We start from the raw sequence: 20,619 nt of genomic DNA on the forward strand, positions 1-20,619 counted from the left end.
AACATATTTTACGCAATCAACACAACGCCCAGCCGCTAGAGGACAATTCATGCAAGTTTCCGTCGAGACGACCTCCCAGATCGAACGCCGTATCACGATTCAAGTGCCGGCAGCAGAAATCGACGAGGCCGTCAGCGCTCGCTTGAAAGACACCGCGAAAAACGTTCGCTTGAACGGTTTCCGCCAAGGCCGGGTGCCAATGGCCGTCGTGCGTCAGCGCTATGGCGACAGCGTGCGCAGTGAAGTGGTAGGCGAAGTGATGCGTGAACGCTACGTTCGCGCGATCACAGAAAAAGAACTCAACCCTGCCGGTTTCCCGCAGATTGAGCCAAAAGTTAATGAAGAAGGTAAAGACCTTGAGTTCGTTGCGGTAATGGAAATTTACCCGCAGGTTGAGCTGACCTCAATCGAAGGTACAGACGTTGAGCGCCCGGTTGTGTCTGTCAGCGAAGCAGATGTCGATGAAATGATCGATACCCTGCGTAAGCAAAACGCCGCATGGGAAGAAGTTGACGCTGCCGCTGCTGACGGTGACCAAGTCACCATCGATTTCCAAGGCTTCCTGGGCGACGAGCCATTTGAAGGTGGCAGTGCAGAAGGCCACGCGTTGGTCATCGGTTCTAACAGCTTCATTCCAGGTTTTGAAGAGCAACTGATCGGTGCTAAAGCAGGCGAAGAAAAAACCATCTCCGTCACTTTCCCAGCGGATTACCAAGCCGAGCATCTGGCCGGTCAAGACGCCACCTTCAAGGTGACCGTTCACAAAGTAAGCAGCCAGAAACTGCCGGAAGTTGATGCTGAGTTCATCGAGCGTTTCGGTGTAGAAGACGGCGATGAAGCCAAATTCCGTGCTGAAATTAAGAAGAACATGACCCGCGAAGCGGCTCAGGCTGTTGACAACCGTGTTAAGCAGCAGGTGCTGGATGCGCTGAAAAAAGCGAACGACATTCCCGTGCCCAGCGCGCTGGTTCAGCAAGAAACGGACGGCATGAAGCGTCAAGCCGCTCATCAGTTTGGCCTGGGTGAAGATTTTGACGTTAGCCAGCTGCCGAATGAGCTATTTGAAGAGCAGGCGAAGAGCCGTGTTCAGGTTGGTCTATTGCTAGCTGAAGTGATCAAAGCCAATGAACTGGACGCAGACGACGCGGCCATCAAAGCCAAAGTAGAAGAGCTGGCTGAGCAGTACCAAGATCCCTCCGAAGTGGTTGAGTACTACATGGGTAATGAGCAGCTGAAAACTCAGGTAAAATCTGCCATTCTCGAAGAGAAGGCCGTTGAGAAGCTGCTTGAGCAAGCGAACGTTAAAGACGTCGAAATGTCTTACCAGCAAGCGCTGGCTGCTGCTCAGCAGCAGGCTGAGCAAGATGAGAATGCCGAAGAGGGCGAACAGGCAGGCGCCTGATCTCATCGCGTGGCGCACCCTATCTGGGTGCGCTTTTCCCTTAACGGACGCAAGGAATCACCCGAATGAGTGAGTTTGATATTCAAAACGCCGGCGGTTTAGTGCCCATGGTGGTTGAGCAGAGCGCCAAAGGGGAAAGAGCCTACGACATCTACTCGCGCCTTTTAAAAGAGCGCGTGATTTTCCTGGTAGGGCCGGTAGAAGATTACATGGCTAACCTTGTCGTGGCGCAGCTGTTGTTTCTTGAGTCTGAAAACCCCGATAAGGATATCCATCTTTACATCAATTCACCCGGTGGTTCGGTAACGGCGGGTATGTCAATTTATGACACCATGCAGTTTATTAAGCCGGATGTTTCCACCGTATGTATTGGTCAGGCTGCCAGCATGGGCGCGCTCCTGCTAACAGCAGGCGCTGCGGGCAAGCGTTACTGCTTACCTAACTCCCGCGTGATGATTCACCAGCCGCTAGGTGGCTACCAAGGTCAAGCGTCGGATATTGAGATTCACACCCGTGAAATTCTCGGTATTCGTGAAAAACTGAATCAGATTCTGGCTCACCACACTGGCCAGGATATTGAGAAAGTGGCTCAGGATACTGACCGCGACAATTTTATGAGCGCCAATAAAGCAAAAGAGTATGGCTTGATTGACGCAGTGCTGGATAAGCGGCCTACATCCTGATAGCGTGATAGGATTCTGCTTTTCTAACGAGCTTTTCAGGCGGCGTCAGCCGCCGCAGTGACAGAGGTACGCGAATGGCCGACGGCAAAGGCAAGGACGAAGGTGGCAAACTGCTTTACTGCTCGTTTTGTGGCAAAAACCAAAACGAAGTTCGTAAGCTGATTGCCGGCCCGTCCGTGTATATCTGCGATGAGTGTGTCGACTTATGTAATGACATCATTCGCGAAGAAGTTCTCGAAGCCGATGCCGAGAGCGATGAGGAGCGTTTACCTACGCCCCGCGAAATACGTCATACATTGGACGACTACGTCATCGGACAAGACCGCGCCAAGATGGTGCTGTCTGTAGCGGTTTATAACCACTACAAGCGTCTGAAGTCAGAAGTACGTGAAGGCGATGTGGAGCTAGGTAAGTCCAACATCCTGCTAATTGGCCCGACGGGTAGCGGTAAAACGCTCCTCGCCGAGACCATGGCTCGGCTATTGAATGTACCTTTTACTATTGCTGATGCAACGACGCTGACCGAAGCAGGCTATGTGGGTGAAGATGTTGAAAATATCATCCAAAAGCTGCTGCAAAAGTGCGACTACGACGTTGAGAAAGCCGAGCGCGGCATCGTCTATATCGATGAAATCGACAAAATCTCACGTAAATCGGATAACCCGTCGATTACCCGTGATGTTTCTGGCGAAGGCGTACAGCAGGCGCTGTTGAAGCTAATTGAAGGCACAACGGCGTCCGTTCCTCCCCAAGGTGGGCGTAAGCATCCCCAGCAGGAGTTTGTTCAGGTCAATACGGCCAATATCCTGTTTATTGTGGGTGGTGCTTTTGCTGGCTTGGATAAAGTCATTCGCGACCGTGCTGAGAAAGGCGGTATTGGTTTCAATGCCAGCGTGAAAAGCAAAGAGTCTTCGCGAGGCGTTGGCGAGCTACTCGCGGATTTCGAGCCAGAGGATCTGGTCAAGTTTGGCTTGATTCCTGAGTTTGTGGGTCGCCTGCCAGTGATTGCAACGCTGACTGAGCTGACAGAAGACGCACTGGTTCAGATTTTGACTGAGCCGAAAAACTCGCTGATCAAGCAGTATGCCAAGCTCTTCGAGATGGAAGACGTCACGCTTGAGTTTAGAGACGACGCCTTACGGGCTGTGGCTGTGAAAGCCATGGAACGTAAAACCGGTGCTCGTGGGTTGCGTTCTATCCTAGAGTCTGTGCTGCTGGATACCATGTATGAAATTCCTTCCTTGGAAGGGGTGAGCAAGGTCGTCATCGATGGTTCCGTCATTGCTGGCGAAAGCGAGCCACTGTTGATCTACTCGCAGCAGGAAGAAGCGCGGGTCGACGGTACTGACGGTTAACCCTTCGGTACGTGCCACGGCCTAGCTTTCACCGCTTGTGCCAAACCAAGGGGTCGCCTAGGCGGCCCCTTGTTGTTCTACGTTATTGTTGAAACGGCTGGCCAGCACACGGTGATGTGTCGTGTCATGCCCTTTCATACTGTGAGGTACTTGGCTAAGTACCCTTCAAGTACTCATCCGAATTTGAGGAACGTCTGCGATGCAGCAGAACGCCGATCAGACACAATGTCTACCCCTGTTGCCTTTGCGGGATGTGGTTGTGTACCCGCAAATGGTTATTCCGCTTTTTGTTGGTCGTGAGAAGTCCATTCAAGCCTTAGAGGCAGCGATGGAAGCCGACAAGCGTGTACTGCTGGTGGCTCAGCGTGAGGCCTCACAGGATGATCCTGATAATGCGGACCTCTACGCGATGGGTACCGTCGCTGACATCATGCAGCTGCTTAAGCTGCCTGATGGCACTGTAAAGGTGTTGATTGAAGGCAGCTTCCGAGCTGATGTTATCGATATCGAAGAAAACGAAGCGGGCTACACTCAGGCGCACTTAACCCCACGTGAAAGCGAGCCGCTTACCAGTCGTGAGCAAGAAGCACTAGTGCGTGTCCTGCTCAATCAGTTCGAGCAGTACGTCAAGCTGTCTAAGAAAGTGCCCAACGAAGTGCTTAACTCGCTGTCGGGCATCGAAGACCCTAGCCGTTTGGTCGACACCATCTGCGCCCACCTGTCGCTGAAAATTGGTGACAAGCAAGAGCTGCTCGAAATGGATCGCGTACGCGACCGTATTGAACACCTGATGGCGCTGATTGAGTCTGAGATTGATCTGCTCCAGGTCGAGAAGCGCATCCGCTCGCGTGTTAAAGAGCAGATGGAAAAAACGCAGCGTGAGTACTATCTCAATGAGCAGATGAAGGCCATCCAGAAAGAGATGGGTGAGCTGGATAACGTACCCAACGAAGCCGAAAAGTACGAACAGGCGATCAAAGAGTCTGGGATGCCCAAAGAGGCGTCTGATAAAGCGACTCAAGAGCTTAATAAGCTCAAAATGATGGCTGCCAATTCTGCTGAGGCGACCGTGGTGCGCTCATATCTGGACTGGCTAATTGCCGTTCCATGGAAAAAGCGCACGCGCGTTAAGCACGATCTGGTAAAAGCCCAGCAGGTGCTGGATGAAGATCATTACGGCCTGGAAGAAGTGAAGGCGCGCATTCTTGAGTACCTAGCCGTACAAAAGCGCGTACGGAAAATGAAAGGGCCGGTGCTCTGCTTGGTAGGACCGCCTGGGGTAGGTAAAACGTCCCTTGGTCAATCCATCGCCCGCGCGACAAATCGTAAGTACGTCCGCCTGGCGCTGGGTGGTGTGCGCGATGAGTCGGAAATCCGTGGACATCGCCGCACCTATATTGGCTCGCTGCCAGGCAAGCTGATGCAGCGTATGAGCCGTGCCGGGGTGAAAAATCCGCTTTTCCTGTTGGATGAGGTGGATAAACTAGGCATGGACCACCGTGGTGATCCGGCGTCAGCGCTTCTAGAGGTATTGGACCCCGAGCAGAACAACAACTTTAGTGATCACTACCTTGAGCTGGATTACGACCTCTCTGAGACGCTGTTTATTTGTACCGCGAACTCAATGAATATCCCAGGCCCGCTGTTGGACCGTATGGAGATTATTCGTCTACCGGGCTACACCGAAGACGAGAAGCTCGCCATCGCTAGGCGCTACCTGCTACCCAAGCAGCTAGAAGCTAACGGGCTTAAGGAAGAAGAGCTAGCGCTGAATGACGACGCGTTGCTTGAGTTGGTGCGCTACTACACTCGTGAGGCGGGTGTGCGCGAGCTTGAGCGTCAGATCGCTAAAGTGTGTCGTAAAGTGCTGCGTGAGCGCTTAGAAGCTGAGCGCACCTCGAAAGATAAGGCAGGCAACAAGCTGCAGGCGCAGCAGGTGCTCTCCGCTGATCAGATTGAGACTTATGCCGGTGTGCGCCGCTATAGCTATGGCTTGGCGGAGCAGGAGGACCAGGTCGGTCGTGTAACCGGCTTGGCTTGGACGTCCGTAGGTGGGGAACTGCTCAACATTGAGTCGGTAGTGACGCCAGGTAAAGGTCGTATTAACAAGACCGGTTCGCTTGGTGATGTTATGAAAGAGTCGGTAAGTGAAGCACAAACCGTCGTGAAGGCGCGTGCTCAGGCCTATGGAATTGACCCGCAGCGCTTCGAAAACGAAGACCTGCACATCCATGTGCCCGAAGGTGCCACACCTAAAGACGGGCCCAGTGCTGGCATTGCCATGGTAACGGCGATTGTCTCCGCCTATACTCAGCGGCCAGTAAGGTGCGATGTGGCCATGCCATGGGAGGTAAACCTGCGTGGCGAAGTATTACCCGATTGGGGGTCTAAAGGAGAAATTGCTGGCGGCCCGGCGGGGTGGTATAAAGACCGTCTTAATCCCTGAGGAAAATCGTCGAGATCTCAAGGAAGTACCGGAGAATATCAAAGGAGCGCTTGATATTCGCCCCGTACGCTGGATAGATGACGTGCTGGCCGTGGCGCTGGCAGAGAATGTTGCCGAAGGCGCTTCATTAAAGGGCGCAGATAAGTCTTTCAATGCAAATGCTGTTGCAAGTACCCATTAAGCGTTAAAGCAGTTTTGCTTTAATTTTACTTAATAAATTTGCCCAATGCCTTGAGCAGCGGGCATTTCACGGTCCGGTCGCTTGACAGGTGTTTCAAGGCATTGCTATAAAACGCAGCTATGCTTTGAGGTTGATGCACTTGGTGACCGTGCCGTTCAGAGCCATTTTTTGAAACAGTTAAGGGGTGAAGGGTGAATAAGTCCGAGCTGATTGAAGCTATTGCCGCGTCTGCAGATATTCCTAAAGCAGCGGCAACCCGCGCATTGGATGCCATGGTGGAGTCTGCCACCGATAGCCTCAAAAAAGGCGAGAGTGTTTCTCTGGTAGGTTTTGGTACCTTCGCTATTAAAGAGCGTGCTGCGCGTACTGGTCGCAACCCCCAAACGGGTCAGCCAATCGAAATCAGCGCAGCAAAAGTGCCCAGCTTTAAAGCCGGTAAAGCGCTGAAAGACGCCGTCAACTAATTGGCTCGCGTTTGCTGTAACCTAATGGGCGCATCGCATCCGCGATGCGCCCATGTTCTTTTCTGGCCCGATGGTTTGGGCAATAGATGGCTTTGATGATCTGAGGCTAGCATGCTGCAAAGTATACGAGATGGCTCCAGAAGCTGGGGTGCCAAGATAATTATAGGGCTCATGGTGGCTGCCATGGCACTGTTTGGCGTGGAGTCGCTGTTTAGCGTGTTCGGTAGTGACCCCAATGAAGTCGCCAGCGTTAATGGCGAACCCATTATGCGCCAGCAAGTTGAGCTAGAAGTGCAGCGCGCGCTGCGTTCTGGCCAAGTTCCTCCCGAGCAAGAGCGCGCTTTGCGCAATGACATGCTCGATCAACTCATTACTCAATCACTATTGACCCAGTACGCTGAAGAGGGCGGTTTTTTTGTTTCCGACGCTCAGTTGGATCAAATGATTGTCAGCTTGCCTGAGTTTCATGATCAGGATGGCCGCTTCTCTGCTGAGATCTTCCGTAATCGCCTAGCCGGTGCGGGCTATACGCCGCTGTCATTCCGCGAAGAGCTACGGGTTGATATTAAACGTCAGCACCTGCAGCAGGGTCTCGCGTTTAGCGATTTCAGCCTCCCCAGCGAAGAAGAGCGCTTAGCCGAGTTACAACGCCAGCAGCGTGATTTCCGCTATTTCATGTTGAATGCAGATGATGCTGACGTCGATATCAATGTAACAGAAGCGCAAATGCAGACGTACTACGACGCTAACGAGGCTCGCTTCGAGCGCCCAGAGCAGGTGCGTGTTGAGTACGTTTTAATTGACCGCCAAGCCATGGCGGAAGATGTCCAGGTGGATGAGCAGGCGCTTCGAGATGCTTGGCATGAGCAGAATCAAAGCGCTGACCGTCGGGTATCTCATATCATGGTGACCTTTGGTGACGAGCGTAGCCGCGAAGAAGCCGAGGTAGTGGCGAATGAGGCACTCAATTCCCTCAATGACGGTGATAGCTTTGCTGACACCGCTGCGCGTTACTCTAATGATACTGCCAGTGCTGAAGATGGCGGTGACCTTGGCGTCATCAGTCGTGGCTTCTTTGGCGATGCGTTCGATGAAGCGGCTTTTTCATTAGGCGTAGGGGAAACCTCACAACTGGTGGAAATGGACGGTGCTTTCCATATTCTTCAAGTGACTGAGCTGGCAGGTCCGTCGTTTGAAGAGCAACGCGATGCGCTTGCCCAAGAAGTGGCTCTGCGCGACGTTAACGATGAGTTCAATGAGCAGGTGCAGCGCCTGATTGATGAAAGCTTTGCCGCAGATGATCTTAAGAGCGTAGCCGATGACTTAGGCCTGACACTCAACCAAACGGACTGGCTGGCTCGTGGTGAAGGGGATGGTGTGCTTTCTGAGCCAGGCGTGTTGGAAGAAGCCTTCAGCGCAGACGTGCTGGAAGAGGGCTACAACAGCGAAGTGATTGAGCTAGACAACGACCGCCGCTTAGTGCTTCGTGTCGCCGAGCATCGTGATGCGACTGTTCTGCCCCTAGATGAAGTGCGCGATGAAGTAGAGCAGGCTGTTGCTGCTCAGCAGCGCCAAGAAGCACTTCAGGAGCAGGCAGCAGAATTGATCGCCTCGCTCCGTGCGGGCGATGCCGTTGAGCTGGAGTGGCTGGAAGCCAATAACATCTCTCGCCAGTCTGACAGTACGCTGCCTCAGGCGCTGGTGGGTGAAGTGTTTCGCATGCCGCGCCCTGAAGAGGGCGAAAGCGTCTATCGTGCCGTGAATATGCCCCAAGGTGTGGCCGTCGTCGCGTTGGATAGCGTCTCTATTGGCGAGGTGAATGAGCAGATGACATCGTTTGTCGCTCAGATGGCCGAGCAACTGCGCGCTCAGTCGGTTATCCAAGGGTTGATGGATGACCTGCGTAGCGACGCGGAGATTGAACGCTAAAGGTTATTTATCTCTACCTGCAGCCAAGAAAAAGCCGATCAATTTTCGATCGGCTTTTTTAATGCTTAAAGAGCATTGTTTAGGGCGGAGCGTTTAGCGGAAACTGGCGTAAAACTGGCTCCGCATGGCGATCGTTGGAGCTTTCAATCACAATATCCCAGCCGTGCTCGCTATCCCAATCGCCTAACACAAAGCGTTTGGCGGGCACGTCTTCCACCGTTAGGTCGTGCACTTTCGGACGATGGGTATGACCATGAATCATGGTCGACACACCGTGGCGCTGCATCAGCGCAACGACTTCTTCCTGAGTGACATCCATGATGTCCTCTGCTTTCCCGGCATTGGCATCACCCGACTGCATGCGCAGGCTCTTGGCGAGTTCCAGCCGCTGCTCTAACGGCAGCGCAAGAATCTGGGACTGCCACTGTTCACTGCGTGACTGAGCCCGAAATGCCATGTAGGCCTCGTCTTTGGTGCACAGGCTGTCGCCATGCAAAATGACGGCGGGTACGCCTTGCAGCTCTACCTGCTCGCTTTCTGGTAGCAGCGTGGCTTGGCAGCCATTAATGAAACGCTCGCCCAGCAAAAAGTCTCGGTTGCCGTGAATGAAATATACAGCCGTACCCGCGTCGCTTAACGTGCGCAGCCGTTTAATCACCTCATGAGCAACCGCGCTTAACGGATGAGGAGTATCCAGCAGGTCGTCGCCAATCCAGGCATCAAAAAGATCGCCCAAAATGTAGAGCGCGTCCGCCCCTTCGGCGGTATGTTCCAAGTAACGGTAAAACCCCTGATTAATCTCAGGGGTGTCGTGACTTAGATGCATATCAGCTACTAGCAGAGTACGCATAAAGCTCCCAACGGTTATTCCGCTTCCTTCACGTAAGCGCGCTCGATGATGACATCTTCCGCGGGAACGTCGGCATGCATACCACGGCGCGTGGTGCTGACGCCTTTAATGGCGTTAACCACATCCATGCCTTCAACCACTTCACCAAACACCGCGTAGCCCCAGCCCTGCAAGCTTTTGCCGCTGTGGTTCAGGAAGCTATTGTTGCCAACGTTGATGAAGAACTGTGCGGTGGCGGAGTGAGGGTCTTGGGTGCGGGCCATGGCCAGCGTGCCGACCGTATTCTGCAAGCCGTTGTCCGCTTCGTTTTCAATCGGGTCGCGGGTGGCTTTCTGGTTGAAATCCTGATCGAAGCCGCCGCCCTGAACCATGAAGCCATCAATGACCCGGTGAAACAGCGTGCCGTCGTAAAAACCGTCGCGCACGTACTGTTCGAAATTCGCCGCGGTAGCCGGGGCTTTTTCATGATTAAGCGCAATGGTGATGTCACCGTGGTTCGTCTGTAATACGATCATAGATAAATTCCTGTTCAATAAAGGCGTTCGCCTTGGCGCTGTGCATCGGCGTCACGTTATAATAGCGGTTTTGCTCGGCACCGCGAAGCGCAAACCCAGATTGCATTCGCAACGTTTGCCCAGCACGCCATCCACCATGAGGTTATCAACACCACCATGACCAACGAGACCACCCCAGCGCCGAACTTCATTCGCAACCAAGTACGCGACGAGATAGCGGGCGGCCAGGTCACCAAAATTGTGACGCGCTTTCCCCCCGAGCCCAACGGCTTTTTGCACATCGGCCACGCCAAGTCGATTTGTCTGAACTTCGGGTTGGCAGAGCAGTTAGGTGGTGAGTGTCATCTGCGCTTTGACGACACCAACCCAGCAAAAGAAGAGCAGGCGTACATTGACGCCATCAAAGAAGACGTTAGCTGGTTGGGCTTTGAGTGGGCAGGCCCGGTACGTTTTGCCTCCGACTACTTCGACCATCTTTACGCCTGGGCGCAGCACCTGATCCGTGAAGGCAAAGCCTATGTGGATGACCTGTCTCCGGATGAGATCCGCGAGTATCGGGGTACGCTCACCGAACCTGGCAAGCCGAGCCCCTACCGCGAGCGCAGCGCTGAAGAGAATCTTGATCTTCTAGAGCGGATGCGTAACGGCGAGTTTGGTGAAGGCGAAAAAGTACTGCGTGCCAAAATTGATATGGCGTCGCCCAACATTAATTTGCGAGATCCGATCCTGTACCGGATTCGCCATGCTCATCACCACCAAACGGGCGATAAGTGGAAAATCTACCCCTCGTACGATTTTACCCACGGCCAGTCGGATGCCATTGAGGGCATCACCCACTCCATCTGCACGTTGGAGTTTGAAGACCACCGCCCGCTGTATGAGTGGTTCTTAAATAATCTGCCGGTGCCCGCGAAGCCCCGTCAGATTGAGTTTGCGCGCCTCAATCTCGACTACACCTTAACGTCTAAGCGCAAGCTGAAGCTGCTGGTAGATGAGCAGATTGTTGATGGGTGGGACGACCCACGGATGCCGACCATCTCCGGTATGCGTCGTCGTGGCTATACCGCCGCGTCCATTCGCAAATTCTGCGAGATGATTGGTGTCACCCGTTCCGATGGCGGTTTGGTGGATATCGCCATGCTGACCCACGCCATCCGCTCAGATCTGGAAGATAACGCACCCCGCGCCATGTGCGTGATGAAGCCGCTGAAAGTAGTGCTGACCAACGTGCCGGCAGACCACGAAGAGGTCTACGAGGTGCCAGGCCACCCGGCGCGTGAAGACATGCCGATGCGTAAAGTTCCTTTTGGTCGTGAGCTCTACATCGAGCAAGACGACTTTATGGAAGACGCGCCGAAGAAATTCTTCCGCCTAGCACCGGGCAAAGAAGTGCGTCTGCGCAACAGCTACGTAATTCGCTGTGATGAAGTGATCAAAGACGATGCAGGTGAGATTGTTGAGCTGCGCTGCTCCGTGGACTTCGACACCCTGGGTAAAAACCCGGAAGGCCGCAAGGTGAAAGGCGTGATTCACTGGGTCAGCGCTGCCCATGGTGTACCGATGGAAGTCCGCCTGTACGACAACCTGTTTATGGTCGAGCAGCCGGACCGCGATAAGGATGTCGACTTCCTGGAGCACCTGAACCCCGAGTCGCTGGTGGTATGTGAAGCCATCGGCGAGCCAAGCTTAGCCAGTGCAGCTCCAGAAGATCGCTTCCAATTCGAGCGAGTAGGTTACTTCTGCGCCGATCGTCACGCCTCTACTGCTGAGCACCTCGTGTTTAACCGTACCGTCGGTCTGAAAGATAGCTGGGCGAAAATCAAACAGAAGGGTTAAGGAAACGTCATATGCACATTTACAATACGCTGACACGCCGCAAAGAGCCTTTTAGCCCACTGGTTGCTGGCAAGGTCAGCATGTACGTTTGCGGCATGACGGTGTATGACTACTGTCACCTTGGCCACGCCAGGGTGATGGTGGCCTTTGACGTGATTACCCGCTATCTGCGCCACCGTGGATATGACGTGACCTACGTGCGTAATATCACGGATATCGACGATAAGATCCTCAAGCGGGCCGAGGAGAACGGCGAAACCATCAGCGCGCTCACCGAGCGCATGATTGCTGCGATGCATGAGGATGAGGCGCGCCTGAACGTGCTGCCGCCCAGCCAGGAGCCCCGTGCTACGGGGCATATTGGTGATATCGTCGCCATGATCGAAACGCTAATCGAAAAAGGCTTTGCCTACGCAGCGGCCAATGGTGACGTTTATTACCGAGTGCGTAAATTCGCCGACTACGGCAAATTGAATAACCGTCAGTTGGATGACATGCGCTCTGGTGCACGGGTCGACGTGGATGTGCACAAAGAAGACCCGCTGGATTTCGTGCTGTGGAAAGCGGCCAAGCCCGGTGAAGCCCACTGGCACTCCCCCTGGGGAGACGGGCGACCGGGTTGGCACATCGAGTGCTCCGCGATGTCGACCTGCTGCTTGGGCGATACCTTCGATATTCATGGCGGTGGGCCGGATTTGACCTTTCCCCATCATGAAAACGAGATTGCCCAATCGGAAGCGGCGACAGGTAAAACCTACGTCAATACCTGGATGCATGCTGGAGCCGTTCGCGTCAACCAAGAGAAGATGTCCAAGTCGTTGGGCAATTTCTTCACCATCCGCGACGTACTAGCCGAGCACGACCCAGAAGTGGTGCGCTACCTGTTGGTGGCAAGCCACTATCGTAGCGCTATTAACTACTCGGTCGATTCGCTGGTCGAAGCGCGCAAATCGCTAACGCGGTTGTATACGGCGTTAGAAGGAGTAAACGCCGACGAGCAGGCAGCCGCCAGCGATGCTGCGGAGCGCTTTACCGCGGCAATGGACGACGACTTCAACACGCCCATCGCTTTGGCCTCGCTGTTCGATTTGGCCCGCGATCTTAACCGTGCGAAAAGTGATCAGCCAGCAGAGGCACCACGTTTGGCTGGTGAATTAAAGCGTTTGGCCGGTGTGCTGGGACTACTGCAGCAAACGCCACAAACGTTCCTGAAAGGTGCCCAGCAGCAGGTAGCGCTGAGCGAAGAAGAGATCGAAGCAAAAATCGCCGAGCGACAAGCGGCGAAAGGAAGTAAGGATTTTGCCCGCGCTGATGCTATTCGTGATGAGTTGGCAGCGCTTGGTATCATTCTCAAAGACTCTCGGGAAGGAACCACCTGGGTGATCGAAGCGCCTTAATCGTGATAAACAGTCAGGCGTCGTTACTGCGGCGTCTGACTTCAACGCAGCAGGCTCTTATACTGAACGATACGCCCCAGAAGCTCATTGAAAAGGACGACTCCATGCGCTCATTGTTCACACCTGCCATGGTTGCCGGTTTATCAACGGTAGCTATTTCTATGGCCACGCTCTCCACGGCCAGTGCCAACGACCCCGTCGTGGTCTCTTCTAAAATCGATACCGAAGGCTCGGTGCTAGGCGAGTTGATTATTCAGACGCTGGAGCGCAACGGTATTCCCACGGAAGATCGCCTGCAGCTTGGTGGTACCAGCGTGGTACGCAGCGCGTTGCAGGCGGGAGAGGTTGATCTTTATCCCGAATACACCGGCAACGGTGCTTTCTTCTTTGATATGACCGATAGCCCGGTATGGAACAGCGCTGAAGACGCCTACCAAACTGTTCGTGAGCGTGATGCGGAACAGGGCTTAATTTGGCTTCAACCAGCAAGTGCCAATAACACATGGGCTATGAGCATTCGTCAGGATGTGGCCGAAGCCAATGACTTAACCACGTTGGATGATTTAGCTGCTTATCTTGCCGACGGCGGGGAATTCAAATTTGCCGCTAGCGCCGAGTTTGTGGAATCCGCCCAGGCGTTACCTGCTTTCCAAGAAGCCTACGGTTTTGAGCTAAGCGATGACCAACTGCTGGTGCTTTCTGGTGGCAATACGGCTGCAACGATGCGTGCAGCGGCTCAGCAAACCAGTGGTGTCAATGGTGCCATGACCTACGGGACCGACGGTGGTTTAAGCGCTTTAGGCCTCGTCGTGCTCGAAGACTCTAAAGGCGTTCAGCCGGTGTATCAGCCAGCGCCCGTGGTGCGGGAAGAGGTGTTGAATGCCTATCCGGAGATGGAGGCGCTGCTTAATGAGGTATTTTCCACGTTAGACCTAGTGACGTTGCAAGAGCTCAACGCAGATGTCGCGGTGAATGGCTTCTCGCCGGATCAGGTCGCCAGTGACTACCTAGACAGCCTGGATGACTAATGAATGTCGTTAATCGACGCCTTGCCTTCGCCATCGTTTAAACGACGCCCATGGCACCCGAATGTTGTGCTGTTGTGCCTAAGCGGTGCCATGCTGGCTGCCGCTTGGTTGTTAAGCTTTGTCAGTGTTGCTCCTAATCGCATTGTTTCCGGCACGGCTTTTGGCATGGTAGACGCCATTAGCTGGCCGGGCGCGGCACTGGTATCACTGCTCTTTATCGCCATGGCGGCGTTGTCGTCTGTGCCTACCTCAAGGCACTACCGGGCGATGCTGGGCATCATCATACTCACCTTGCTGTTGATGCCGTTTGGCTTAATGGTGGCAGGCCACTGGTTGGTCGACCCCTCGTTACCCCAGGCACGACTCGGCATTGGCGCAGCCTACTGGACCGTGCTGTTCGTACTGTTGCTGTGTTTGGTGGAGCTACGCCTACGCTTAGGGTTATCCCGCTGGTGGCCCACGCTGCTGCTGGCAGGCGTGGGCATTGCTTGGTGGGGATGTGCCGCGCTGTGGCTAGATCGTCTTGCCCTCGTGCAAGAGTTCCAGGCCCGAGAAGGGCAGTTTTATCAGGCCATTGGTCAACATATTGCCTTGGTGGGCACAGCCGTGGGCGTTAGCGTGGTGCTGGGAATGCTGTTAGCGATGCTGATGCGCCGCTATCAGCGCCTGCAAAAAATCGCGTTTACACTGCTGAACTTTTTACAAACCATCCCAAGTTTGGCGCTGTTTGGGCTACTGCTAGCGCCGCTCGCTTGGCTGGCGGCTAACGTACCCCCGCTGGCAGCGTTGGGTGTCAGCGGTATCGGCAATGCTCCAGCGCTGATTGCGTTAATTGCTTATAGCCTGCTGCCCATGGTGCGTAATACCTACATTGCTCTGGAAGAGGTCAGCGCTGAGACGCTCCAGGCCGCTAAAGCCATGGGTATGCGTACCGGGCAGCGTTTTTGGCAGGTGCGTTTTCCATTGGCGCTTCCCGTACTGTTAGAAGGCGTGCGCATTACGGCTGTACAGGCGATTGGGCTAACGGCAGTGGCGGCACTGATTGGTGCTGGCGGTCTAGGAACGTTTATTTTTCAAGGGCTGGGTCAAGCCGCCATGGATATGGTGCTACTGGGCGCAATGCCCATTCTGATCTTGGCACTGATAGTGGACGCAGGATTAGGGGCGTTGGCAGATGCGCTGCGTCCCGGAGGACAGGAATGATAGAGCTTTCCCATGTTTCAAAACAGTTTGGTGACGATATCGCGGTGGAAGACATCACGCTGCGGATCGCAAAAGGAAAGTTCTGTGCGTTGGTCGGTACCTCTGGGTGTGGTAAATCTACCACCCTGCGCATGATCAACCGCCTGATTGAACACTCCAGTGGTGACATCTTCCTTGATGGCCAGGCGATAGAACAGTACGACCCAGTAAAACTACGTCGGCGAATCGGCTATGTGATCCAGAGTACCGGGCTGTTTCCCCACTGGAACGTCGCGCGCAATATTGGCTTAGTGCCTCGATTGCTGAAATGGCCCGCTACAGAAATTAACACACGTGTAGAGGAACTGATGGGCGTACTTGGCCTGCCAGTGGGCGAGTTTGCGCATAAATATCCGCATCAGCTCTCAGGTGGCCAAGCGCAGCGAGTAGGGGTGGCCCGCGCCTTAGCCGCAGACCCCGATATACTACTGATGGATGAGCCCTTTGGCGCACTGGACCCAATTACCCGGGAAAAGCTCCAGGATGAGCTGGCCAAGCTACAGGCACGGCTACACAAAACCATTGTGTTCGTGACCCACGATATGGATGAAGCGCTGAAGCTAGCCGACCATTTGGTCGTCATGCGTGATGGCCGTATTGTCCAGCAGGGCACACCGCTGGCACTGCTTCAGCAGCCCGCTGATCCGTTTGTGGAATCCCTGCTCGGTGGGCTTGAGCGGGGGTTGAAGCAGGCAGCGTTAACGCGCGTAAAAGATCACATGACATCGCTTGGGCCTTCTTGGCCGGCACAATCTCGAATTCCCGCCGATTTCTCGCTGCGCCAAGCGCTTTCCATGATGCTGCGGGACCACTGCGACCGCTTAACCGTGGTGGATCAAGGCGATGTGCCAATAGGGGAGCTTTCGCTGCGCCGCATCGTTAAAGAGGCGCAGTTGGATAAGGTGAGCCAACGTGACGCGTAATTCTGCCACCGTCAGCCTGCCGAACGCACCGAGCATTCAATGGTTTCTGCCGCTTATTTGGGTCGCGCTACTGGCGATGTGCATCGTCGGCATGCCGCTCCTAGAGGGCCTGTTTCGCTGGGTAGAGCCTGACGCCCGGCAAGTCGTCTATGATCGCGCGGCGTTTTACGAGCTGCTGGGCCGCCATGTGTTAGTCGTTGCCGTGGCGGCAGTGGTCACCATTGCGGTTGGTGTGGCGGCAGGTATTGCCGTTACCCGCGAGCGAGGGCGGGATTTTTGCCTCTGGTGGGGCAGTTGGCCTCTTTAGGGCAAACGTTCCCTCCGGTAGCGGTGCTGGCGCTGGCGGTGCCCGTTCTGGGCTTTGGTACGCTGCCTATTATTGTTGCGCTGATGCTCTACGGGCTGCTGCCAATCGTACGCAATACGCTGGCGGGCATTAACGATGTTGACGCGACCATCAAAGAGGCGGCCCAGGCGATGGGCATGACGCCTTGGCAGGTGCTGAGTCACGTGGAGTTGCCCCTGGCAGCCCCGGTGATTCTGGCAGGGGTGCGTACTTCGGTGACTATTAATATTGCCACTGCGGCACTCGGTGCCACTGTCGGGGCCAGTAATCTGGGAGACCCCATTATCGCAGGTATCGTTAATGGCAACATGGCCTACGTGCTACAAGGCGCGCTGCTGATTGCACTGCTGGCGCTGAGCGTGGATAGCGCCTTTAACGTCTATCAACAGCGGCTTCGCCAACGCCTCTCTGCTTCTTAAGTGCTCTCTGCGTCTTAAGTTGAATCCCTAAACGGCTTGCACTGAGTTACTGTCCAAGTGTTGCGTTGATCCGTGTCAGATAAATCCACTGGCATAAAAGGTCATGACCGACAACACTGCCCTCAAAAGGGGTAAAAACAAGGACAATAATGATGACTCAGTACGTACACCAGCCGGCCTTCATGACCGGTGATGAATTCTTGATCGAGACGTTCAGTCTACTCAATCCGGATGGCGAGCTGTATCCGGGTGGCGAAGAGCCTTCGCTCACCCGAGAGCACGCTCGTAGGCTGTATCAAGCCATGTTAGCCACTCGTATTCTTGATGAGCGCATGATGGCTGCCCAACGCCAAGGGCGGCTGAGTTTCTATATGCAGTGCACCGGTGAAGAAGCCGCCGTGGTGGGTGCGGCTGCAGCACTAGATGACGCCGATATGATCATGGCCCAGTACCGCGAACAAGGCGCCTTGATGTATCGCGGCTTCTCAATCGATGAGTTTATGAATCAGCTGTTTGGCAACGAGCTTGATTACGGCAAAGGCCGCCAAATGCCGATTCATTACGGCTCTCGCAAGCTGCACTACATGACCATCTCTTCCCCGCTAGCGACTCAGATTCCGCAAGCCACCGGGTACGCCTATGGCCAAAAGCTGGCCGGTGAAGGCCACTGTACGCTGACCTTTTTTGGCGAAGGCGCAGCCTCAGAAGGGGACTTCCACGCCGCGTTGAACATGGCCTCGGTGCATCAGGTGCCGGTGATCTTTTTCTGCCGCAACAACGGCTACGCTATTTCTACTCCCTCCACAGAACAGTTTGCCGCTGACGGCATTGCTCCCCGTGCCTTTGGCTACCATATGCACGTGATTCGCGTGGATGGTAACGACGCCCTAGCGGTGTATGAAGCGACCCGCCAAGCGCGAAAAATCGCCGTTGAGCAGAACCAGCCGGTGCTGATTGAAGCCATGTCCTACCGGTTGGCTGCCCACTCATCTTCGGATGACCCGTCGGGCTATCGCGCTAAGAGCGAAGAGGAAGCGTGGCGCGTGAAAGATCCGCTGCTGCGTATGCAGCGCTGGCTGGCTAAGAAAGACTGGTGGAGCGATGAAGAGGAAGCTGCCCAGCAGGAGAGCCTGCGCCGTGAAGTGCTGGAAACCATGAAGCGCGCCGAAAAACGCCCGCCGCCGCCGCTGGAGTCGTTAATCAGCGATGTTTATGCCGATGTGACACCTGCGCTACAGCACCAGCTGGATCAGTTGAAGCGCCATATTCGCCGCTACCCAGATGCCTACCCGCGCGGCGCAAAATCGCTAGATCTGACGCTTTCGTCAGCCACTGATACCCAAAGAGAGGCGTAATATGGCGACGATGAATATGCTCCAGGCGATTAACAACGCGCTGGATATCGCCATGGCGGAAGATGAGAAAGTCATCTGTTTTGGTGAAGACGTGGGTATTTTTGGCGGTGTTTTCCGAGCCACCAGCCATTTACAAGAAAAGTACGGCAAAGCGCGCTGCTTTAATACGCCGCTGGTGGAGCAGGGCATCATTGGCTTTGCGAACGGCTTGGCCGCACAAGGCTCTGTACCCGTCGCTGAAATCCAGTTTGCGGATTATATCTTCCCCGCATTTGATCAGATCGTTAACGAGACCGCCAAATTCCGCTACCGCTCTGGGGATCTCTTCAACGTAGGCGGGCTCACCATTCGCACACCCTATGGCGGCGGCATTTCCGTGGGCTTATACCACTCGCAATCTCCTGAGGCGTACTTTACCCACACGCCGGGCTTAAAAGTGGTGGTGCCGCGCAACCCCTATCAAGCCAAAGGGCTGCTGCTGGCGGCGATTCGTGACCCCGACCCCGTGCTGTTTTTAGAGCCAAAACGGCTCTATCGTGCCGCCGTAGGTGAAGTGCCCGATGAAGATTACCAACTGCCAATTGGTGAAGCAGAAGTGATCAAAGAGGGCACCGATATTACCCTGGTGGGCTGGGGTGCGCAGATGGAAGTGATCAGTAAAGCCGCCGAGCTTGCCGAAGAGCAGGGCATTGCCTGCGAGGTCATCGACCTGCGCTCGCTGTTGCCCTGGGATGTGGATACCGTGGCAGAGTCGGTATTCAAAACCGGCCGTATGATTGTTAGCCATGAAGCGCCGCTCACCGGCGGCTTTGCCGGTGAAATTGCTGCAACGATACAAGAGCGCTGTTTTCTCTATCTGGAATCGCCGATTACTCGGGTTACCGGGCTGGATACGCCTTTCCCGCTTGTGCTGGAGAAAGAGTACTTGCCCGACCACCTGAAAATTTTTGAAGCGATTCGCGAAAGTGTGAACTTTTAGCGCCAGGGAGAACAGCCATGAGTGACTTTTTACTGCCGGATATCGGTGAAGGCATTGTTGAGTGTGAAGTGGTGGAGTGGCGCGTGGCCGAGGGCGACTCCATCGAAGAGGATCAGCCGATTGTCGAAGTGATGACCGACAAGGCGCTGGTGGAAATCACCGCGCCAGAAGCCGGGACGGTCACCAAGCTGTATGTGCCGCAGGGGAATATCGCCAAGGTTCACGCGCCGCTTTATGCATACCAAACCGCCGGTCAGTCGAACAGCGACACTGCAGCTACCGAGCAGGCACCTTCAGCGCCGCCCAGTAGCCACGGGGTGGCCGCTGATGAAAATAGCCCGCCGCCTAAAAGCCAAGCCGTTACCCCGGCTGCTGCAGGCAAAGTGCCCGCTAGCCCTGCGGTGCGCCGCTTAGTACGCGAGCACAGCCTAGCCCTGTCGGAGATCTCAGGCAGTGGCAAAGATGGCCGAGTACTGAAAGAAGACGTGCTAGCGCACCTCAACGCGCCAGCGGTATCTCACCAAACGGCCAGTGTTTCGATGCCTTCAAGCACCGGCTTAGCACCCTCAAAAGTAGAGCCGCTGCGCGGCGTGCGGGCGGTGATGGCCAAGCGCATGGTTGAGGCCGCTAGCTCCATTCCTCATTTTCACTACGGTGAAGAGATTGATGTCACTGAGCTGTTGGCGCTGCGCGAGCGGCTCAAGCCGCAGGTAGAGGCGAAGGGCGAACGGCTCACGCTGATGCCGTTCTTTATGAAAGCGATGGCGCTGGCCGTGGCGGAGACGCCGATCATCAATGCACAGTTAAACAGCGAAGCCAACGAGCTAAGCTACTACGACCAGTGCAATATCGGCATGGCGGTGGATAGCAAAGCGGGACTTTTGGTACCTAACGTGAAAGGTGTCGAGGGCTTAACGCTGTTTGAGATTGCCAAAGAGGTCGGCAGGCTAACCAATGCCGCTCGGGAAGGGCGCGTGGAGCAGGCAGATCTAAAGGGCGGCACCATCAGTATCTCCAACATTGGTGCTCTTGGGGGAACCTACGCTGCGCCGATTATTAATGGCGCCGGAAGCCGCCATTGTGGCCATTGGCAAAACCCAGTGGCTGCCGCGCTTTGATGAGCACGGGGCTGTGCAGCGCCGGGCTATTTTGACGGTCACCTGGGCAGGCGATCATCGCTTTATTGATGGCGGTACCATTGCTCGTTTTTGCAACGCCTGGAAAGGCTTTCTAGAGGCGCCGGAAAGCATGCTGCTTCATCTGGCTTAA

Annotated in this window: 16 protein-coding genes and 2 pseudogenes; 16 read left to right on the forward strand and 2 right to left on the reverse strand. The window is 54.9% G+C overall.

Features of this window, described 5'->3' with window-relative positions; genetic code table 11:
* Positions 1-49: 49 nt before the first annotated feature.
* From tig to B4967_RS03260, 6 genes and pseudogenes are all read left to right on the forward strand, one after another.
* The gene (gene tig / locus B4967_RS03235) at positions 50-1,402 is read left to right on the forward strand and encodes a trigger factor (RefSeq protein WP_083023525.1); all 1,353 of its coding nucleotides are present in this window, start codon (positions 50-52) and stop codon (positions 1,400-1,402) included.
* A 65-nt stretch (positions 1,403-1,467) separates the two neighbouring features.
* Positions 1,468-2,085 carry an ATP-dependent Clp endopeptidase proteolytic subunit ClpP gene (gene clpP, locus B4967_RS03240; RefSeq protein ID WP_083023527.1) on the forward strand — a complete coding sequence of 206 codons (618 nt, stop codon included), beginning with the start codon at positions 1,468-1,470 and terminating at the stop codon, positions 2,083-2,085.
* A 74-nt stretch (positions 2,086-2,159) separates the two neighbouring features.
* Entirely contained in the window at positions 2,160-3,440 is a 1,281-nt protein-coding gene (clpX, locus tag B4967_RS03245; protein WP_083023528.1) for an ATP-dependent Clp protease ATP-binding subunit ClpX, read from the forward strand.
* 199 nt (positions 3,441-3,639) lie between these two features.
* Positions 3,640-6,067 (forward strand): annotated as a pseudogene (gene lon / locus B4967_RS03250) (endopeptidase La).
* 191 nt (positions 6,068-6,258) lie between these two features.
* Positions 6,259-6,531, forward strand: a complete 273-nt coding sequence (locus tag B4967_RS03255; RefSeq protein ID WP_083023530.1) for an HU family DNA-binding protein — start codon at positions 6,259-6,261, stop codon at positions 6,529-6,531.
* Positions 6,532-6,642: 111 nt separating this feature from the next.
* Positions 6,643-8,460, forward strand: coding sequence for a SurA N-terminal domain-containing protein (locus B4967_RS03260; protein ID WP_083023532.1), 1,818 nt, complete (start codon positions 6,643-6,645; stop codon positions 8,458-8,460).
* Between the two features lie 79 nt (positions 8,461-8,539).
* Here the strand turns inward: B4967_RS03260 and B4967_RS03265 are convergent, their stop codons facing one another.
* Positions 8,540-9,310: a UDP-2,3-diacylglucosamine diphosphatase gene (locus B4967_RS03265; RefSeq protein WP_083023534.1), complete on the reverse strand. Its 771-nt coding sequence runs from the start codon at positions 9,308-9,310 to the stop codon at positions 8,540-8,542.
* A gap of 14 nt (positions 9,311-9,324) precedes the next feature.
* A complete protein-coding gene (locus B4967_RS03270; RefSeq protein ID WP_083023535.1) occupies positions 9,325-9,825 on the reverse strand; it encodes a peptidylprolyl isomerase in 501 nt (166 codons plus the stop codon).
* A gap of 156 nt (positions 9,826-9,981) precedes the next feature.
* Between B4967_RS03270 and B4967_RS03275 the strand changes: the two genes are divergently transcribed.
* The 10 genes and pseudogenes from B4967_RS03275 (at position 9,982) to B4967_RS21180 (ending at position 20,619) form a co-directional block, all read left to right on the forward strand.
* On the forward strand, positions 9,982-11,661 hold the full coding sequence (locus B4967_RS03275; protein ID WP_083023537.1) for a glutamine--tRNA ligase/YqeY domain fusion protein: 1,680 nt from the start codon (positions 9,982-9,984) through the stop codon (positions 11,659-11,661).
* 11 nt (positions 11,662-11,672) lie between these two features.
* Positions 11,673-13,058 carry a cysteine--tRNA ligase gene (gene cysS / locus B4967_RS03280; RefSeq protein WP_083023539.1) on the forward strand — a complete coding sequence of 462 codons (1,386 nt, stop codon included), beginning with the start codon at positions 11,673-11,675 and terminating at the stop codon, positions 13,056-13,058.
* 128 nt (positions 13,059-13,186) lie between these two features.
* Positions 13,187-14,086 carry a glycine betaine ABC transporter substrate-binding protein OsmF gene (gene osmF, locus B4967_RS03285; protein WP_392567156.1) on the forward strand — a complete coding sequence of 300 codons (900 nt, stop codon included), beginning with the start codon at positions 13,187-13,189 and terminating at the stop codon, positions 14,084-14,086.
* Positions 14,087-14,089: 3 nt separating this feature from the next.
* On the forward strand, positions 14,090-15,289 hold the full coding sequence (locus tag B4967_RS03290; protein ID WP_083023541.1) for an ABC transporter permease: 1,200 nt from the start codon (positions 14,090-14,092) through the stop codon (positions 15,287-15,289).
* Entirely contained in the window at positions 15,286-16,251 is a 966-nt protein-coding gene (locus B4967_RS03295) for an ABC transporter ATP-binding protein (RefSeq protein WP_083023542.1), read from the forward strand. Before B4967_RS03290 ends, B4967_RS03295 begins: the two co-directional genes overlap by 4 nt.
* Positions 16,241-17,016: pseudogene (locus B4967_RS03300) on the forward strand (ABC transporter permease). The gene B4967_RS03295 and the pseudogene B4967_RS03300 overlap by 11 nt, the downstream one beginning before the upstream one ends.
* Before the next feature lie 152 nt (positions 17,017-17,168).
* On the forward strand, positions 17,169-18,371 hold the full coding sequence (locus tag B4967_RS03305) for a thiamine pyrophosphate-dependent dehydrogenase E1 component subunit alpha (protein ID WP_083023544.1): 1,203 nt from the start codon (positions 17,169-17,171) through the stop codon (positions 18,369-18,371).
* A gap of 1 nt (position 18,372) precedes the next feature.
* Entirely contained in the window at positions 18,373-19,350 is a 978-nt protein-coding gene (locus B4967_RS03310; protein WP_083023546.1) for an alpha-ketoacid dehydrogenase subunit beta, read from the forward strand.
* A 17-nt stretch (positions 19,351-19,367) separates the two neighbouring features.
* On the forward strand, positions 19,368-20,468 hold the full coding sequence (locus tag B4967_RS03315; protein WP_422821836.1) for a 2-oxo acid dehydrogenase subunit E2: 1,101 nt from the start codon (positions 19,368-19,370) through the stop codon (positions 20,466-20,468).
* A complete protein-coding gene (locus tag B4967_RS21180) occupies positions 20,431-20,619 on the forward strand; it encodes a 2-oxo acid dehydrogenase subunit E2 (RefSeq protein WP_422821837.1) in 189 nt (62 codons plus the stop codon). Before B4967_RS03315 ends, B4967_RS21180 begins: the two co-directional genes overlap by 38 nt.

This window comes from Vreelandella lionensis, assembly GCF_002087295.1.
Classification (GTDB): domain Bacteria; phylum Pseudomonadota; class Gammaproteobacteria; order Pseudomonadales; family Halomonadaceae; genus Vreelandella; species Vreelandella lionensis.

Bases quoted from the DNA above. Each gene is read 5' to 3' on its own strand.
- tig (WP_083023525.1), top strand. From the start codon at position 50: ATGCAAGTTTCCGTCGAGACGACCTCCCAGATCGAACGCCGTATCACG.
- clpP (WP_083023527.1), top strand. From the start codon at position 1,468: ATGAGTGAGTTTGATATTCAAAACGCCGGCGGTTTAGTGCCCATGGTG.
- clpX (WP_083023528.1), top strand. From the start codon at position 2,160: ATGGCCGACGGCAAAGGCAAGGACGAAGGTGGCAAACTGCTTTACTGC.
- B4967_RS03260 (WP_083023532.1), top strand. From the start codon at position 6,643: ATGCTGCAAAGTATACGAGATGGCTCCAGAAGCTGGGGTGCCAAGATA.
- B4967_RS03265 (WP_083023534.1), bottom strand. From the start codon at position 9,310: ATGCGTACTCTGCTAGTAGCTGATATGCATCTAAGTCACGACACCCCT.
- B4967_RS03270 (WP_083023535.1), bottom strand. From the start codon at position 9,825: ATGATCGTATTACAGACGAACCACGGTGACATCACCATTGCGCTTAAT.
- B4967_RS03275 (WP_083023537.1), top strand. From the start codon at position 9,982: ATGACCAACGAGACCACCCCAGCGCCGAACTTCATTCGCAACCAAGTA.
- cysS (WP_083023539.1), top strand. From the start codon at position 11,673: ATGCACATTTACAATACGCTGACACGCCGCAAAGAGCCTTTTAGCCCA.
- osmF (WP_392567156.1), top strand. From the start codon at position 13,187: ATGGTTGCCGGTTTATCAACGGTAGCTATTTCTATGGCCACGCTCTCC.
- B4967_RS03290 (WP_083023541.1), top strand. From the start codon at position 14,090: ATGTCGTTAATCGACGCCTTGCCTTCGCCATCGTTTAAACGACGCCCA.
- B4967_RS03295 (WP_083023542.1), top strand. From the start codon at position 15,286: ATGATAGAGCTTTCCCATGTTTCAAAACAGTTTGGTGACGATATCGCG.
- B4967_RS03305 (WP_083023544.1), top strand. From the start codon at position 17,169: ATGACTCAGTACGTACACCAGCCGGCCTTCATGACCGGTGATGAATTC.
- B4967_RS03310 (WP_083023546.1), top strand. From the start codon at position 18,373: ATGGCGACGATGAATATGCTCCAGGCGATTAACAACGCGCTGGATATC.
- B4967_RS03315 (WP_422821836.1), top strand. From the start codon at position 19,368: ATGAGTGACTTTTTACTGCCGGATATCGGTGAAGGCATTGTTGAGTGT.